The 16,446-nt window shown below is 74.3% G+C and carries 16 protein-coding genes and 1 pseudogene; 11 read left to right on the forward strand and 6 right to left on the reverse strand.

The genetic code is table 11. From position 1 onward, the window contains the following. The first annotated feature begins 194 nt into the window (after window positions 1-194). Window positions 195-1,958: an FAD-dependent oxidoreductase gene (locus AB8735_RS00710; RefSeq protein ID WP_372404291.1), complete on the forward strand. Its 1,764-nt coding sequence runs from the start codon at window positions 195-197 to the stop codon at window positions 1,956-1,958. Between the two features lie 32 nt (window positions 1,959-1,990). Here AB8735_RS00710 and AB8735_RS00715 read toward each other — a convergent pair whose 3' ends face one another. Both AB8735_RS00715 and AB8735_RS00720 read right to left on the reverse strand, forming a co-directional pair. Next, on the reverse strand, window positions 1,991-2,725 hold the full coding sequence (locus AB8735_RS00715; protein WP_372404293.1) for a DUF1524 domain-containing protein: 735 nt from the start codon (window positions 2,723-2,725) through the stop codon (window positions 1,991-1,993). A gap of 150 nt (window positions 2,726-2,875) precedes the next feature. Then, on the reverse strand, window positions 2,876-3,709 hold the full coding sequence (locus tag AB8735_RS00720; RefSeq protein WP_372404295.1) for a class I SAM-dependent methyltransferase: 834 nt from the start codon (window positions 3,707-3,709) through the stop codon (window positions 2,876-2,878). Between the two features lie 77 nt (window positions 3,710-3,786). On the opposite strand from AB8735_RS00720, the gene AB8735_RS00725 reads away from it, so the two are divergent. After that, a complete protein-coding gene (locus tag AB8735_RS00725; RefSeq protein ID WP_372404297.1) occupies window positions 3,787-4,374 on the forward strand; it encodes a TetR family transcriptional regulator in 588 nt (195 codons plus the stop codon). A 163-nt stretch (window positions 4,375-4,537) separates the two neighbouring features. Next, a complete protein-coding gene (locus AB8735_RS00730) occupies window positions 4,538-6,595 on the forward strand; it encodes a phosphocholine-specific phospholipase C (RefSeq protein ID WP_372404299.1) in 2,058 nt (685 codons plus the stop codon). A 13-nt stretch (window positions 6,596-6,608) separates the two neighbouring features. Here the strand turns inward: AB8735_RS00730 and AB8735_RS00735 are convergent, their stop codons facing one another. Then, entirely contained in the window at window positions 6,609-6,875 is a 267-nt protein-coding gene (locus AB8735_RS00735) for a hypothetical protein (RefSeq protein WP_372404301.1), read from the reverse strand. A gap of 141 nt (window positions 6,876-7,016) precedes the next feature. On the opposite strand from AB8735_RS00735, the gene AB8735_RS00740 reads away from it, so the two are divergent. The 4 genes from AB8735_RS00740 (at window position 7,017) to AB8735_RS00755 (ending at window position 9,884) form a co-directional block, all read left to right on the forward strand. Beyond that, window positions 7,017-7,901 carry an RNA polymerase sigma factor SigF gene (locus AB8735_RS00740; RefSeq protein WP_372404303.1) on the forward strand — a complete coding sequence of 295 codons (885 nt, stop codon included), beginning with the start codon at window positions 7,017-7,019 and terminating at the stop codon, window positions 7,899-7,901. Between the two features lie 113 nt (window positions 7,902-8,014). Then, entirely contained in the window at window positions 8,015-8,347 is a 333-nt protein-coding gene (locus tag AB8735_RS00745; RefSeq protein ID WP_372411742.1) for a WhiB family transcriptional regulator, read from the forward strand. Between the two features lie 43 nt (window positions 8,348-8,390). Next, entirely contained in the window at window positions 8,391-9,344 is a 954-nt protein-coding gene (locus tag AB8735_RS00750) for an anti-sigma factor RsbA family regulatory protein (protein ID WP_372404305.1), read from the forward strand. 138 nt (window positions 9,345-9,482) lie between these two features. Next, window positions 9,483-9,884, forward strand: coding sequence for a hypothetical protein (locus AB8735_RS00755; protein ID WP_344029108.1), 402 nt, complete (start codon window positions 9,483-9,485; stop codon window positions 9,882-9,884). 35 nt (window positions 9,885-9,919) lie between these two features. Here AB8735_RS00755 and AB8735_RS00760 read toward each other — a convergent pair whose 3' ends face one another. Continuing rightward, window positions 9,920-10,333: a VOC family protein gene (locus AB8735_RS00760; RefSeq protein WP_372404307.1), complete on the reverse strand. Its 414-nt coding sequence runs from the start codon at window positions 10,331-10,333 to the stop codon at window positions 9,920-9,922. Window positions 10,334-10,387: 54 nt separating this feature from the next. Here AB8735_RS00760 and AB8735_RS00765 point away from each other — a divergent pair, with 54 nt between their 5' ends. The 3 genes from AB8735_RS00765 (at window position 10,388) to AB8735_RS00775 (ending at window position 13,123) form a co-directional block, all read left to right on the forward strand. After that, entirely contained in the window at window positions 10,388-10,885 is a 498-nt protein-coding gene (locus AB8735_RS00765) for a MarR family winged helix-turn-helix transcriptional regulator (RefSeq protein ID WP_344029115.1), read from the forward strand. A gap of 104 nt (window positions 10,886-10,989) precedes the next feature. Then, a complete protein-coding gene (locus AB8735_RS00770) occupies window positions 10,990-11,634 on the forward strand; it encodes an AAA family ATPase (protein WP_344029118.1) in 645 nt (214 codons plus the stop codon). A 163-nt stretch (window positions 11,635-11,797) separates the two neighbouring features. Beyond that, window positions 11,798-13,123 carry an acyltransferase gene (locus AB8735_RS00775; RefSeq protein ID WP_372404310.1) on the forward strand — a complete coding sequence of 442 codons (1,326 nt, stop codon included), beginning with the start codon at window positions 11,798-11,800 and terminating at the stop codon, window positions 13,121-13,123. On the opposite strand, the pseudogene AB8735_RS00780 reads toward AB8735_RS00775, so the two are convergent. Further along, window positions 13,096-13,590 (reverse strand): annotated as a pseudogene (locus AB8735_RS00780) (esterase/lipase family protein); the annotation flags it as partial. The gene AB8735_RS00775 and the pseudogene AB8735_RS00780 overlap by 28 nt on opposite strands. Before the next feature lie 297 nt (window positions 13,591-13,887). Here AB8735_RS00780 and AB8735_RS00785 point away from each other — a divergent pair. Beyond that, window positions 13,888-14,817, forward strand: a complete 930-nt coding sequence (locus AB8735_RS00785; protein WP_372411743.1) for an SMP-30/gluconolactonase/LRE family protein — start codon at window positions 13,888-13,890, stop codon at window positions 14,815-14,817. Here AB8735_RS00785 and AB8735_RS00790 read toward each other — a convergent pair. Then, the gene (locus AB8735_RS00790) at window positions 14,808-16,346 is read right to left on the reverse strand and encodes an FAD-dependent monooxygenase (protein WP_372404312.1); all 1,539 of its coding nucleotides are present in this window, start codon (window positions 16,344-16,346) and stop codon (window positions 14,808-14,810) included. The two genes, AB8735_RS00785 and AB8735_RS00790, sit on opposite strands and share 10 nt — an antisense overlap. Window positions 16,347-16,446: the final 100 nt, after the last annotated feature.

Raw genomic sequence — 16,446 nt, forward strand, 5'->3', positions numbered from 1 at the left:
CTGCACCCCTCGTACGCCCTCGGGCCTAGGTCGTGTCGGACACGGCCTAGGTCCCCACGATCGGGCGGTTTGCCTCTTCCCTCCCACTCGGTTGCGCAACACGTTCGGTGGACCGGGCAACCGTCCCGCCCCCGCCGGGAGATGCCCGCCGTAGCGTCGTCCCCGACCACAGCGGCCCCAGGGGTGGAGGGGACATGGCCGAGGCAGCGGAGGGGGCGGGGGTTTCCCGTCGGAGAGTGCTGGGGTACGGCGCGGCGGGGCTGGGCCTCGGCGCGGTCCGCACCCGGCACGTGGCAGCCGCGGGGCGCGGCGGCCGGCGGGTGGCCGTGTTCGGCGCCGGGGTCGCCGGGCTGACGGCGGCGCACGAACTCGCCGAGCGGGGCTTCGAGGTGACGGTCTACGAGCGCCGTTCCGTCCCCGGCGGAAAGGCGCGCTCGCTGTACGTCCCGCACAGCGGCACCGGCGGCCGCCGCGGCCTGCCCGGCGAGCACGGCCACCGCGGCGTCTTCGGCTTCTACCACAACCTCCCGGACACGCTCCGGCGCATCCCGCTCGCCGGCGGCGGCACCGTGCACGGCAACCTCGCCGCCGTGACCCGGGTCGAGTACGCCCGTTCCGGGGGCCGGGGCTCCGTCACCGTGCCCCAGCGCCCGTGGACGCCGTCCCTGTCCGACGCCGGTCTGCTGATCGCCTCGCTCGCCGGGACGCTGGAGGAGACGTTCGGGCTGACACCCCGTGAATCCCTGTTCTTCGCCCGGCAGTTGGTGATCCTCTTCACCAGCTGCCGCGAACGCCTCTTCGGGCAGTGGGAGTACGTCTCCTGGTGGGACCACATCCGGGCCGGGCGGATGTCGCCGGAGTACCAGAAGCTGCTCGGCGGCGGCGTCCAGCTGATCCAGGCGCTGCGCCCCACGACGGCCAGTGCCCGCACCTGCGGACAGGGCTTCGAGGCCGTGCTGTACGCCGTCACCGGGCGCGGCACCGACGGCCCCGCCGACGGCGTCTTCGACGGACCGACCAGCGAGGCGTGGATCGACCCCTGGGTCGCCCATCTGCGCTCCCTCGGCGTGCGCTTCGCCTACGGCCGTTCCGTGGAGCGGCTGGAGACGGCGGCGGGCCATGTCGTACGGGCGACCGCGCGCACCGCGCGGGGCGGGACCGAACGCGTCGACGCGGACTGGTTCGTGGCGGCCGTGCCGTCCGACCGCGCCATCCGGCTGTGGGACGGCGCGCTGCGCGCCGCCGACCAGCGGCTGGCGGCGATGGACGGCCTCCAGCAGACCTGGTGCAGCGGCATCCAGTTCTTCCTGCGCCGCCCGGCCGAGGTCGTCGCCGGTCACGTCGCCCATATCGACTCGCCCTGGAAGCTGGTCTCGATCGGCCAGTCCAAGCTCTGGCGCGCCCCCTTCGCCCGCACCTGGGGCGACGGGCGGGCCCAGGAGTCGCTGTCGGTGGACGTCTCCGACTGGGACACCCCGGGCATCCTCTACGGCAGACCGGCCCGGCAGTGCACACGCGCCGAGGTCGCCCGCGAGGTGTGGGCGCAGATGCGGGCCCACCTCGGGGCCTCCGTCCTGCCCGATTCCCTGCTGCACTCCTGGTATCTGGACGAGGCGATCACCGAGGGAGGCGACGGGCTGCGGAACGACGACCCGTACCTGCTCAACTCGGCCGGTTCCTGGGACCTGCGCCCGGAGGCCGTGACCGCCGTCGGCAACCTCTTCCTGGCCGGGGACTGGGTCCGCACGTACAGCAACGTCGACTTCACGTCGATGGAGACCGCGAACGAGGCGGGCCGCCGGGCGGCCGCCGGGGTGCTGGCGGCCGCGGGCGGCCCGGACCGTGCCGAGGTGCGGACGTTCAAGGGCTACGAGGCACCGGAGTTCGCCCTGGCCAAGGAGGTGGACAAGGAGCGCTGGCGGCTGGGTCTGCCGCACCTCCTGGACACCGGGCGATGACGGTGGGACTGCTTCCGGGGCTGCTTCCGGAACTACTTCCTGGTCTCTTTCAGGGCCACCCCGGTGCCGCCGTCGACGGGCAGCTTCTCGTTGGGACAGGTCTTCAGGACGCGGGCCATCGCGTCCTTCTCCCCCGCGTTGACGGTCAGCCCGTACTTCTTCTTCACCGCGATCTGACGGGCCACATAGGTGCACTGGAACGCGGTGTTCCTGGGCAGCCACTTGGAGGCGTCCTGGTCGGACTTCTGCCCGTTGGCCGGTCCGTCGGCCGCGATCAGGTTGAGCGGGTCGTTGGCCAGGGCCTCGCGCTGCCGCTGGGAGATCTTCTGCGCGCCGGAGACCCAGGCCTGGCCGAGGGCGACGACATGGTCGATCTGCACGGCGGAGGACGTGCCGGTGCCGCGCTGGAACTTTATCTTCTTGCCGGTGTAGGGGTCGTCGAGGGTGCCGGAGGCGATGACGCACGCCGACGAGCCGTCGTTGCGCGGGTTCTTCAGGTCGCGGGCCAGGATGTCGTTGCGGGTGTCGCAGCGGTTCCCGGAGCCGGGGGCGTCGGTCTTGTCGGACCAGGCGCGGCCGAACTTGCCCTCGCGGTCGTAGCCGGCCTTCGGCGCGGCCTGCTTGACGGCCAGCGCGTCCAGCGCCGCCCGGGCGGTGCCGGAGCCGGCCTTGCCCTCGCCCTTGTCGTCCTTGGACCCCGAGCACCCCGTCACGACGACGGCGAGCAGCACGGCGGTGCACACGGCACCGAGGGTACGGGATTTCACGGGGGCCTCACTTCTGCGTTGCGGTTCGGTGTACCCGTAAATGATCACTTATGCGGCGCGACGAGTCACATCGGCGAACCCCTGTGTACCAGTGGGGTCCGCCAACTCGGTATCGGCCGAATGGAGTTGCCGGGTGCATTCGATGCCCGGTCAGGAGGCTCCGGTCCGTACGGCGGTCACCGCGACGGCCGCGTACCGCATCGTGAAGCGGCCTCCCCTCGCGTCGACGGCGGCGGCGGTGCCGGCGAGCAGGGCGTCCAGGGCGGACGGGGAGAGCCGGGCCGTGAGACCGCTCGTGGGCAGTTGGTCGAGCCACTGGTCCCGGGTGTACTCCCGGTCCCAGTCGGCCCGCCACCGCTCGGACGCGCCGAAGGCGCCCGAACGCCGCATGCCGTCGGCCGCCTTGGCGAACAGGGCCCCCTGTGCGTCGAGGGCGGCCGGTGCCCAGGGGTTGAGCGGGGCGCCGGGCACGACCCGGCGGAAGACCGCGGCGAAGGCCTCCGCGACCTCGGGCGGGGGCTGGGCCACGTTCCAGAACACGGCCAGCCGGCCGCCGGGCCGCAGGACCGCGGCAGCCTTGGCCGCCCCCGCGACCGGGTCGATCCAGTGCCAGGTCTGCGCGGCGACGACCACGTCGAACGTCCGGCCACCGGCGTCCCAGGACTCGAACGGCGCCACCTCCGTCTCCAGCCCGTACCGGCGCGCGAACGCGGCCATGCGCGCGTCCGCGTCGACGCCGAGCACCCGGCACCCCGCCGCCCGGAACTGCCGGGCGGCGATGCCGGTGCCGCAGCCCACGTCGAGGACGTCGGGGCCGGGACTGCCCGCGGCGATCCGGTCGATCAGCGCGTCGGGATAGCGGGGCCGGGCGCGGTCGTAGCGTTCGGCGTCCGATCCGAACGACTCGGCCATATCGCGATGTTGATGGGACTCACGGGTGAAACGACCGGACGGCGAAGGGTGTTCCGGCGGTATGGTGGGCATGCGCCCACTATGGTGGGCGGGTGCCCACTCGTCAACGTCCGGGCACCGAAGACGACATGACGACATGAGGGAGATCCGTGCCGACAGGAGTGGCCATCCGCGATCCGCGCCGACAGCTGTTCGCCGCCGCCGAACGCGTCCTGCTCCGCGACGGGCCCAACGCGCTGACCAGCCGGGCGGTCACCACCGAGGCGGGCTGCGCCAAGGGCGTCCTGCACCGGCACTTCGACGACTTCGACGCCTTCCTCACCGAGCTCGTACGGGACCGCGTCGCCCGCCTCGACGACCAGGCCGCCGCCCTGCGCGCGGCCGCCGGGACCGGGACCGTCACCGGCCACCTCACCGGAGCGCTGACGACGCTGTTCGAGTCGGTCGCCGTGGCGATCGTCGGCCTCGTGACCTCCCGCGACGAACTGCGCGCCCGGCTGCGCCGCGTCACACCGGCCGGCGTCCCGCTCCTGACGGAGGCGACGGCCGTGCTCGCCGGCTACCTCACCGCCGAGCGCACGCTCGGCCGCCTCGCGGAGGACGCCGACGTCGCCGCCCTCGCCCCCACCCTGATCGGCACCGGACACCTGCTCTTCGCCGACCGCACGGGCGCCCCGCCGCGGGCCGAGGACGTCCGCAGGGCCGTGACCTCGGTCGTCTCCGGCGTCCTGCGCTGACCGCCGCGGACGGGGGCGGTACGACGGGACGGGCCGAAACTCCCTGTTCCCCTCCCGTACCGCCCGGCGTCACAGTGGGGCCACTGCCCCTTCGGCATGTCCCGCTGTCCTGGGGGCGCTTCTTCCGCTTCCGTCCCCCGACACCACAGAGGTCACCTTGCCCATGGGAGAGATCGACCGCCGGCGCTTCCTCCAACTGACCGGCGGGACGGCCGCCTTCGCCGCCCTGTCGCAGAGCATCGCCCGCGCCGCCGCCATTCCCGCCCGCCGGAGCACCGGCAGTGTGCGGGACGTCGAGCACATCGTCGTCCTGATGCAGGAGAACCGGTCCTTCGACCACTACTTCGGCTCGCTGAGAGGGGTGCGCGGCTTCGGCGACCCCCACCCCGTCACCCTGCCGAGCGGGAAGTCCGTGTGGCACCAGCCGGACGGCGCCCGGGAGGTCCTGCCGTTCCGGCCCGGGGCGGACAACCTGGGGATGCAGTTCCTCCAGGACCTCAACCACGACTGGGCGGGCGGGCAACGGGCCTTCAACGGCGGCAAGTACGACCGCTGGGTGCCCGCCAAGACCGCCACCACGATGGCGTACCTCACACGCGAGGACATCCCGTTCCACTACGCCCTCGCCGACGCGTTCACCGTCTGCGACGCGTACCACTGCTCGTTCATCGGCTCCACCGACCCCAACCGCTACTACATGTGGACCGGGTACACGGGCAACGACGGCAAGGGCGGCGGCCCGGTCCTGGGCAACGAGGAGGCCGGCTACGGCTGGACGACGTACCCCGAGCGCCTGGAGAAGGCCGGGGTGTCCTGGAAGATCTACCAGGACGCCGGTGACGGCCTGGACGCCGCCGGCCACTGGGGCTGGACCGGCGACCCCTACATCGGCAACTACGGCGACAACTCCCTGCTCTACTTCGACGCCTACCGCAACGCCAGGCCCGGCGACCCGCTCCACGAGAAGGCCCGCACCGGGACGAACGCGAAGAAGGGCGAGGGGCTCTTCGACATCCTCAGAGCCGACGTCAAGGCCCGCAGGCTGCCGCAGATCTCCTGGATCGCCGCCCCCGAGGCCTTCACCGAGCACCCCAACTGGCCGGTCAACTACGGCGCCTGGTACATCTCCCAGGTCCTGGACGCGCTCACCTCCGACCCCGAGGTGTGGAGCCGGACGGCGCTGTTCATCACCTACGACGAGAACGACGGCTTCTTCGACCACGTCGTCCCGCCGCACCCGCCCGCGAACGCGGACCGCGGCCGCTCCACCGTGGACGTGACGGCCGACCTCTTCAAGGGCGACCCGGGGCACGTCGCGGGCCCCTACGGCCTCGGCCAGCGCGTGCCGATGCTCGTCGTCTCGCCCTGGAGCACCGGCGGTTACGTGTGTTCCGAGGTCTTCGACCACACCTCGATCATCCGCTTCATGGAGCACCGCTTCGGTGTGCGCGAGCCCAACGTCTCGCCCTGGCGCCGGGCCGTCTGCGGCGACCTGACCTCGGCCTTCGACTTCAGCCGGGCGCGGACGGAGCCGGCCGCGCTGCCGTCCACGGCCGGGTACGAGCCGCCGGACCGCAAGCGCCACCCCGACTACGTCCCCAGACCGCCCGCCGTCGGCGCCCTCCCCCGGCAGGAGCCGGGCACGCGTCCCGCCCGCCCGCTGCGCTACGCCCCGTCCGCCGACGCGGCGCACACCCCGTCCACCGGCCGGATCACCCTGACGTTCAGCGGCGGCGCCGAGGCGGGCGCGCAGTTCCTGGTCACCTCCGGCAACCGGACGGACGGGCCGTGGACGTACACCGCCGAGGCCGGCAAGAAGATCGCTGACACCTGGAACACGGCGTACTCGCACGGTACTTACGACCTGACGGTGCACGGCCCGAACGGCTTCTTCCGGACCTTCCGCGGGGAGGGGAGGGCGGCGGGCCCCGAGGTGACCGCCCGCCACGTCGCGGCCGGCGGCCATCTGGAGCTGACCCTGACGAACCCGGGCCCGCGCACCCGCCACCTGACGGTGACCTGCGCCTACGGTGCCCCGGCCGAGACGCTGACGGTCGGCGCGGGCGCCACCGTGCGGCACTCCGTACGGCTGCGTGCCGCACGGCGCTGGTACGACGTGACGGTGACCTCGCAGGAGGACCCCGCCTTCCGGCGCGGTTTCGCCGGGCACGTGGAGACCGGGGCCTCCGGCGTGAGCGACCCCGCCCTCGGCCGGGCCTGAGCGTTCCGGCGGATCAGCACGGGTCGGGCCACGTCCCCGTCCGCCACAGGTGGGTGATGGCCCGGGCGGCCTCCCGGGACTCCGGCGCGGTGACGCGGCCGGGGTCCCCGCCGGCGGCGGCGAGGTCGTCGACGAAGCGTCCCACCGCCGCCCGGCCCAGCCGGGCGAGGGCGGTGGCGTGGTGACGCCCCACCAGCCCGGTGGCACGCAGCTCGGCCTCGTCCCGCCCGGTCAGCCGGGCGGACAGGGCGAGGAAGCCGGGGTGCTCGTCCTGCTCCATGACCCCCTTTTGTAGCGGAACTCCCGTACCGGGAGAAGACGGTGTCCGCCGGCCCGTACCGGAACCGGTCCCACCGCGCGGGAATACCCCGGGGAACCACGGGCAGGAGCGACCCACGAACACCCGACAAGGAGGACGCACGTGACCAGCACAGACGTGACGCGCCCGGCACCGGCCACGCGGAACGGCACTGCGGCGTGCGGGCCCGTCGGTGCCGATCTGCCGCAGGTGGACGACGCGGGGGCCGTCGATCCACGGGACGCCCGGGCCCTGACCTCCCTCTTCCTGAACCGTCTCGCGGTCCTGGAGGAGGGGACGCACGAGTACCAGTACGTCCGCAACACGCTCATCGAGATGAACCTCTCCCTGGTCCGCTTCGTGGCCGGCCGCTTCCGCAACCGGGCGGACCAGATGGAGGACATCGTCCAGGTGGGGACGATCGGACTGATCAAGGCGATCGACCGGTTCGACCTGACGCGCGGGGTCGAGTTCACCACGCTCGCCATCCCCTACATCACGGGCGAGGTCAAACGCTTCTTCCGCGACACCAGTTGGGCCGTCCACGTCCCCCGCAGACTCCAGGAGCTGCGGGTCGAGCTCGTCAGGGCCACCGAGGAGCTCTCCGGCCGGCTGGGCCGCTCCCCCACCGTCCGGGAACTGGCCGACGCACTGGACCTGTCCGAGGAGGAGGTCGTCGAGGCCCAGGTCGCCAGCAACGGCTACACCGCCCACTCCCTCGACGCCCCGGCCGAGGCCGGCTCCCGCGGCCCCGACCGCCCACGGACATGGTCCGACCGCATCGGCACCGCCGACGGGAACCTGGACAAGGTCGAGTCCCTCCAGGATCTCAAACCCCTCATCGGCGAACTCGGCGACCGCGAACGCCTGATGCTGGAGCTGCGCTTCGGCCAGGAGCTGACGCAGTCGCAGATAGGCGCCCGCCTCGGCATCTCCCAGATGCACGTCTCCCGGCTGCTCGCCCGCACCCTGGCCCGGCTGCGCACGCGCATGCTCGCCCAGGAGTGACCCCGGCCCGGGACTCCGGCAGGGTTGACCGTGCGCTTCCGGGCGAGGCGTGGGAGCAAGTCACCCGGAACGGAGGCCCGTCGATGAAGCCGGTGAAGTCGTCGAAGAAGTCCATGAATTCGGTCGGGCCGACGGGGCCGGCGGGGCCCACGAGGCCGGCGGAGGAGAACTGGCGCGAGCGCGCCGCGTGCCGCCACGAGGATCCCGACCTGTTCTTCCCCGTCGGCTCGGGCGCCCCCGCCCTGGCCCAGGCGGACGGCGCCCGGTCCGTCTGCCGGCGCTGCCCGGTGCGCGAGCCGTGCCTGCGCTGGGCCCTGTCGACCGGCCAGGAGTACGGGGTGTGGGGCGGCACCACCGAGGCGGAACGGCGCTCGCTGCGCCGGGGGGACGAACGGCGGTGCATGGGTAGCACTCCCCGGGACGGCGGTCCCGGCGCACGTGGATGACCGACCGCGTGCCCCCGGGACCCGCGGGGAACGAGGTGACTCTGTGAGGCTCAGGACGGCCGCGGACGAACCGTTCGCCCACCCCGCGCTGTTCTACCGGGACCGGGACGCGTACCTGTCCGCCGTCACCGCCTTCGTCCGCGAGGGCCTCGCGTCGGACGAGCCGGTGGCGGTGGCCGTGCCCCGCGTCCGGCTGGAGCTGCTCCGCGCCGGTCTGGGCCCGGACGCACCGGCGGTGCGGTTCACGGACATGGAGGAGGCCGGCCGCAATCCGGGCCGGATCATCCCCCGGGTCCTGCGCGCCTTCGCGGACGCGCACCCCGGCCGGCGGGTGCGCATCGTCGGCGAACACGTCTGGGCCGGGCGCTCGTCCGCGGAGTACCCGGCGTGCGTGCAGCACGAGGCCCTCGTCAACCACGCCTTCGCCGGGCGGCCGATGACGATCCTGTGCCCGTACGACGTGTCGCGGCTCACCGCCCGGACGGTGGCCGACGCGTACGCCACGCATCCGTTCGTCATCGACGGCGGGCGCGGCGGGCCGAGCGCCTCGTACGCCCCGGACCGCATGGTCTCCGCCTGCAACCGGCCCCTGCCGGACCCCTCGCGCGCGGCGGAGGTCGTGACCTTCGACTTCGACGACACCCTGCTGGCCGATGCCCGGTACCTGGTGGTGACGCGGGCCGCGCAGCTGGGCCTGGCCCCGGAGCAGTGGGACGACCTCTCGCTGGCCGTCGGCGAACTGACCGCCAACAGCGTGGTGCACGGCGGCGGAAGGGGCACCGTGCGGATCTGGGCGGAGGACGGCCACGTGGTGTGGGAGGTGCGGGACCGCGGCCGCATCCACGACCCGCTGGCCGGCCGCCGCCCGGCCCGGCCGGGGCTGCCCGGCGGGCGGGGGCTGCTGCTCGTCCACGCGCTCAGCGACCTGGTGCGCACGCACACCGGCCCGGAGGGCACCACGACGCGGTGTCTCCTGCGGCGCGCGCCGTCGCCGTGACCTCGCGAGCCCCGGCAAGCGGGTGAACCTCGCCGGGTTCGGTTGCGGCCGCGGACAAGGGCGGGCGAACGTGAACGGGCGCCCGTCGTCCGGGATGTGGCGCGCGAATCCGACAAAAGGTCAAGGAAAGCGGAGTAGATGAAGCGCATCGCTGTGAGAACCCGCTGGGCCCTGCGCGCGGTCGCGGCGGCGGTCGGTGCCGTGGCCCTGTTCACCGCCACGGCACCCCCGGCGTCCGCGAACTGGGGAGGCTGTTCGGGCCAGACCTGTCTGGAGGTCGAGGGCTCGGGGCTGTACGTGGCGCGGCTGACGGTCACCCCGGCGCCGGGGGCCGCCTTCTACGGCCGCTTCCACCTCTACGGCCCCGGACTCAAGGGCCAGAGCGCGCTGATGAACTGGCACAAGGGCTCACGGTACGGCGTCGCGGTGGGACACGGGGTGAACGGCCACACCAAGTTCTGCGCCGAGGGCTGGGAGCACGACGCCTCCGGCGCGGCCAAGCGGATGGTCGGCCGCACCTGCGTGGACGTCCACATGTGAGGTGACGGGGGCGGCGGCCGGCGGCGGCCGCCCCCTCAACCCCCGTACGACTGCAGCTCGATCAGGTTGCCCTCGGGGTCGCGGACGTGGGCCGTCCGCAGGGAAGGGCCCCACTCGGGGCGGTCGGCGGGAGCGGCCGCGGCGCTGCCGCCGTGACGCAGGCAGAGCGCGAAGCCGGAGTCGACGTCCCCGACACGGCTGACGAGCATGGTCCGGTCCTGGGCGGCGGGCGGCTCGGCGGGGAGGCCGGAGGTGCCGAGGGCTTCGGCCATGGCGGCGCGGTCGAAGAGCATCAGCACGCCTTCGCCGTCGAGGTCCCAGTGGGCGTACGGGCCGTGCTCGGCGCCCTGGACCAGCCGGGCGCCGGTCAGTTCGGGCAGGACGGCGGCGTAGAAGCGGAAGGTGTCGGCGAAGCGCGAGACGAGCAGGCGGGTGTGCAGGGCGTCCACGGAACCCCCATCGTGGGTTGCGACCAATAATGGGTGCCAACCTACAATAGTGATGTGACCGACAGCAGCGCGACCGACAACGGTGTGACCAAGAGCGGCGTGACGGAGACCGGGACCGGGGCACCTCCCAGCCTCACGGCCCTGACGACCTATCTGCTCTCCCGCGTGGGCAAGGACGCCCGCGGCCGGACCGCCGCCCGGCTGGCCGGACGGGAGCTGCGCATGTGGCACATGGCGGTCCTGGCCGCGCTCGCCGACTTCGGCCCCCACCCGCAGCGCGACCTCGCCGTCCGGCTCTCGATCGACCCCAGCGACATGACGAAGGTCCTGGACGAGTTGGTGGCCCGGGGCCAGGTGGAGCGCACCCGCGACCCGCACGACCGCCGCCGCTTCTCGGTCGCCGTCAGCGCTTCGGGGAAACGGGAGTTGAGGCGCCTCACGGCCGAGGCCCGCGCCGTACAGGACGAGGTCCTCGCCCCGCTCGACGCCCGGGAGCGGGAGCAGCTCCACGCGCTGCTGGCCAAGGTCTTCGCCCATCGGTACGGACGCTGAGGAGGCGGACGCTGAGGGGGCGGACGCGCAACCCGCGCCGGCCGTTCGGCGTCCTGTACGAAGCCGTACCATCACGGCTCGTCGGCAGGGGAAGGACCGGGATCGTGAGTGCAGGGGACGGCATACGCAGCACGGCGGCGCCGCGAGGACTGATGGACCTGCGCGGGCGCGGGCACGGCCCGGAGGTGCTGGCCTACCCCGCCGGGGCCGTGGTCGTCGTCTCGGGCCTGCCGGGCAGCGGCAAGAGCACGCTGCTGCGCCGGTGGTCGGGGGCCGGGCGCGTCGTCGATCCCCGTGACGTCCACGTCGCCTGCGAGTCCGTGATGCCGGACTTCCTGCCGTACGCGGTCTACCGCCCGTGGGCGCGGGCACGCCACTTCCGGTGGCTGCGCGCGGGCGTCCGCGCCGGCGGCCCGCTCCTGGTGCACGACTGCGGCAGCCGCGCGTGGATGCGCCGCTGGCTCGCCCGCGCCGCCGGACGCCGGGGCCGTGAGCTCCACCTCGTCCTGCTGGACGTCGGTCCGGCCGAGGCCCTGGCCGGGCAGCGGGCCCGCGGCCGCCGTACCCGTCCCGGCGTCTTCGACCGTCACCACCGCGGGCTGTCCCGCCTCCTGTCCACGCTGCCCGCCCCCGGCACGGCGCCGCACGGTGGCCGCCCGGTGCCGGCGGCCGTGGCGGAGGCGGCGTCGGTGCTGCTCCTGGACCGCACGACGCGGGAGCACGTGAGGACCGTGACGTTCGGGCCGTAGTTCGGGCCACAGTTCGGGCCGCAGCGTCCGCGCCGTCCCGATACCCGTCGTACCGAGGGGCCAGGCCCGACTTGGCTCCCCGGTATGACGCCGGGCACCGGCCCGGCCCCCTACCTTCCCTCCACCTCGCGCATCTCCGCGCGGGCCCCTGGAAGGAAGCCCCATGCCCGGACCCCGTGCCCTGGCCCGCGCCCTCGACGCGGCGACCCCACCGGACCGTGACCGCAGCCTCGACGCCCTGCGTGCCGTCGCGATCCTCGGTGTCGTCCTGGGCCACTGGCTGGTCACCGCGCTCGTCGCGGGCGACGGCACGCTGCGCGGCGCGAGCCCGTTGCAGCACATGCCGTGGCTGACGCCGCTCTCCTGGACGTTCCAGACGCTGGCGCTGTTCTTCTTCGTCGGCGGCGTCTGCGGTGCCCGCAGCCACGCCTCCGCCCGTGCGCGGGGCATCGCGTACCGGGCGTGGCTCGGCGGCCGGCTCCGCCGGCTCGGGCGCCTCGTCCTCGTGGTGCTCGCCGTGTGGGCGGCGGTCTGCGGCACCGCCCTGGCCTGCGGCGCCGACCCGGGCGCCCTGCGCACACTGGTGGGGCTGGTGGTGTCCCCGCTCTGGTTCCTCCTGGTGTTCGCGGCGCTCACGGCGGCGACGCCGCTGGCCGTCCGGACGCACCCGCTGGTGCCGCTGGCCGTCGTCGCGGCCGTGGACGCGGTCCGTTTCGGGCTCGGCGGGCCGTCCTGGCCGGGCTGGATCAACGTGGCCGCCGGCTGGCTCGTGCCGTACGCCCTCGGCGCGGCCTGCGCCCGGGGCCGGTTCGCGCGCGGGCGCTCCGGCCTGCCGCTGTTCGCCGGCGGCGTGGCGGCCACGGTCGCCCTGGTCCTGTTCTGCGGCTACCCGGCCGCCATGGTCGGCGTCCCGGGCGCTGCGGTGTCCAACCTCAATCCGCCGACCCTGGCCGCCGTCACCTTCGGTCTCGCCCAATGCGGTCTGGCCCTGATGCTGCGCGCACCGCTGCGCCGGGCGATGCGGCGCCCCCTGCTCTGGGCGGCCGTGGCGCTGGCGAACCTCTCCGCCATGACGGTCTTCCTGTGGCACCAGACGGCGATGACGGCGGTCACGGCCGCCGCCCTGGCGGCCGGGCCGCTGCCCGGTCTGCACACGGCGCCCGACCGGCCCGGCTGGGTGGCGGCCCGGCTGCTGTGGCTGCCCCTCTTCGCCGCCGTCCTGCTCGTGCTCCGCCGGCTCTTCGTCCGCTTCGAGCGTCCGCGGACCCGGCCCCCGGGTCAGCCGGCGAGGAAGGCGCGCACCTGGCGGGAGACCGCGGGGTCGGAAAGGAAGTCGTTGTGGCGCAGGCCGTCCGTCCCGGTGTTGACCGCGCCGGCCAGCCGGGTGCTCCCGACGGGGTCGATCTGCTCGTCGGACGACGACCACCACGTCGCGTACCGCACCGGTCCCGGCGTCTCGGTCCCCTCGTTGAGGCGGGTGAGGACGTAGGAGCCCGGTGTCATGTCGCGGCACCCCTGGTCCCACAGGGCGCAGAGCCAGGCGACGTCCGTCCCGTGGTTGGGCCCGGCGAGCGAGGCCCAGTGCGCCACCTTCCGGCCGCCGTCCCCGAACTTGACGTACCAGCGCGTGGGGAGGCTGCCCAGACTGTGCGCGACGAGGTCCACCCGGGAGGCGCCGGTGCGTGCCAGCACCGTGTCGACGTAGGCCGAAAGCCGTTCGCCGAGCGCCTCGTTGGTGGAGGCGGCGGTGTCGTAGGACCAGGCGAAGAGCCGGTCCCGCGGATACCCCGCCGCAGTGAACTCCGCCGTCATCGCGCCCCAGACCCCGGGACCGGCGTTGCGGCCGTGGACGAAGACCACCGGGTCCGGGGGCGGTACCGCGGCCCGCGCGGGCGGGCCCGTGAGAACTCCCGTGCCGAGGGCGGCGGTCAGGGCTGCGGCGAGAACTCCGCGCATGGAGGCACCTCCTGGGGCTGCCGGGTCACGGGCGCGGACCGGTACGGACTATGGCAGGGCGGGTGCCCGCTGCCAAGGGGGGCGGCAAACGGCGCCTGACGGACGGCCGTTGTCGGACCCCTCTGGCACGATCGCCGTGCGCAATCGTCCCCGGCCGCCGGGTCACGCCCGGCGGCCCCTGCGAGAGGCCTGCCCATGCATGACAAGCCGGCGTATGACAAGCCCGCGTTGCGGCCGGTCGTCTGGCGTCCGCCGCCGCGCCCCCGGAGGTCCCGGCTCCGTGTCGGCCCCGTCCCGATGCCACCGGTCGGCCGCCTCCCCCTGGGCGGCGGTACGGGACCGGAGGACGTCCGGGTCGACGCCCGGGGCCACGTCCTGACCGGTGTGGCGGACGGCCGGATCCTGTCCCTGGACCCGTCCGGCGGCGGACCGCGCATCGTCGCCGACACGGGCGGCCGTCCCCTGGGCCTGTGCCCGCTGCCGGACGGCGGGTTGCTGGTCTGCGACGCCGAGCGCGGACTGCTGCGGGTGGAGCCCGGGTCCGGACGGGTCCGCACGGTCCTCCGCGAGGCGGGAGGCCGGCCGCTCGGGCTCTGCAGCAACGTCGTCGCCGCGCCGGACGGGGCCCTCTACGTCACCGACGCCAGCAGCCGCTTCCCGCTCCGGCACTGGATGGCCGACCTGCTGGAGCACTCGGGCACCAGACGGCTCGTCCGCTGCGAACCGGGAGGCGGCCGGGCCGAAGTGGTGCTCGACGGGCTGCACTTCGCCAACGGCGTGGCCCTCGCGCCCGACGGCTCCTTCCTCGTGGTGGCCGAGACCGGCGCCTACCGGCTGAGGCGGCTCTGGCTCACGGGCCCCCGGGCGGGCCGGCACGAGGTGTTCGCCGACGGCCTGCCCGGCTTCCCCGACAATCTCTCCACCGGCCCGGGCGGTCTGATCTGGGTGGCCCTGGTGGCCCCCCGGCAGCCCGCGCTCGACCTCCTGCACCGCACGCACCCCGCGCTCCGCCGCGCGGTCTGGTCCCTGCCGGAGGCGCTGCGCCCCGGCCCGCGCGCCACCGCCTGGGTCATGGCGCTCGACTCCTCGGGACGCCCGGTCCACGATCTCCAGCGCTCCGGAAGGGAGTTCCGCATGGTGACGGGCGTGTGCGAGCACGAGGGACGGCTGTATCTGGGCAGTCTGGTGGAAGGGGCGGTGGGGGTCGTCGGCCTGCCTCAGGGGTGAGGGCCCGCTCCGTCGCGGCCGGAGGCGTCCGTCCACGCGGCCAGTGCCCGGGCGCGTTCGGCGGCGCGGGGGCGGGAGCCGGTGGTGCGCGTGGCCCAGGCGACGTGCCCGTCGGGGCGTATCAGGACCTCCGTGGCGCCGTCGAGGGCGGGGTGCTCCTCGTACTGCGCCGCACGGACCGTGCGCACGGGACCGGCCGTGCGGTGGCCGTGGCCGTCACCGTCACCTTCACCGTCCAGGTGCAGCAGGACGAAGCGGCCGTCGCGCAGGAAGTCGTGGACGTACCAGGCCCCTTGGCCTGTCGTGAGGGCGATGTCGGGCATGCGTGCCCCGGTGAGGGGGTGGGCGGCCGGATCGCCGGACGGGTAGACGGTGTCGAGGGCGGAGAGCCGTCCGGCCAGGTGGCGGTTGGCGTCCCCGATACCGAGGAGGGCGTCGAAGAGCTCGCACAGGAGCGTCGCGGATTCGCCGTACGCGGGGGTGAGGGGGAGCTCGACCAGGAGGGTCTGGGCGCGGGTCAGGGTGGTGACCGCGCGGCCGACGGCGTGGCGTTCGCCGTGGTAGGTGTCCAGGAGGCCGGGCGGTGCCCAGCCGCGCACCGCGGCGGCGAGCTTCCAGCCGAGGTTCATGGCGTCCTGGAGGCCGGTGTTGAGGCCCTGGGCGCCGACGGGGAAGTGGATGTGGGCGGCGTCGCCGGCGAGCAGGATCCGGCCGCGGCGGTAGGTCTCGGCCAGGCGGGTGGTGTTGCCGAACCGCGACAGCCAGCGGGGCCGTCCGACGCCGCAGTCCGTGCCGCACGCCCGTCTCAGCGAGGTGCGGAACTCTTCCAGGGTCACGGGTTCGGTGGAGGGCACCCGGAGGCGCAGCGGGTCCATGACCACGTACCGGGTCAGTCCCGCCTCCAGCCGGGCGACGAGCACGCCGTGCCGCCGGGCGCGCTCGTTGTCGTCGTGGTCGGCGGTGGCGAAGTCCCCCACGACCGCCGTCATCGACTCGTCCGTGCCCGGGAAGCCGATGCCCGCGGCCTGCCGGACGGCGCTGCGGCCGCCGTCGCAGCCGACCGCGTACGCGGCCCGGAGGGTGACGCGGCCGTCGGGGCCGTCCACGTCGGCCTCGACGCCGTCGGGGTCCTGTCGCAGGGCGACGGCCTCGTGTCCCCGGCGTATCGGCACGCCGAGTTCCTCCGCCCGCCGGGCGAGCAGCTCCTCGGTGCGGGACTGGGCCAGCAGCAGGGCGTAGGGGTGGCGGGTGTCGAGGACGGTGAAGTCGAGCGGGCGCTTGAGGGGTGCGGCGAACTGCCAGCCGGGTACGGTGCGGCCCGCGGCGAGGAAGCGGTCCGCCAGGCCGCGCAGGTCGAGGAGTTCCAGGCTGCGCGGGTGCAGGTTGAGCGCCCGGGACTCGCGGTGGGCTCGGAGGCGCTTGTCCACCACGGCCGTCCGGACACCGGCGAGGGCCAGTTCGCAGGCCAGCAGCAGCCCGGCCGGGCCCGCGCCGACGACGAGCACCTCGGTGTCCGGGCGTGCGCGCATGAACGTCACCTCTTCGCCTCGGAAGGGTCGCGGGAGTCCTCACCCTCGGCCGGGGGCGTGGACCGGGTCAACCGCGGCCCTTTCGCCAATCGGGCCGCGG

Source organism: Streptomyces luteireticuli, from assembly GCF_041519305.1.
In the GTDB taxonomy this organism is placed as follows: domain Bacteria; phylum Actinomycetota; class Actinomycetes; order Streptomycetales; family Streptomycetaceae; genus Streptomyces; species Streptomyces luteireticuli.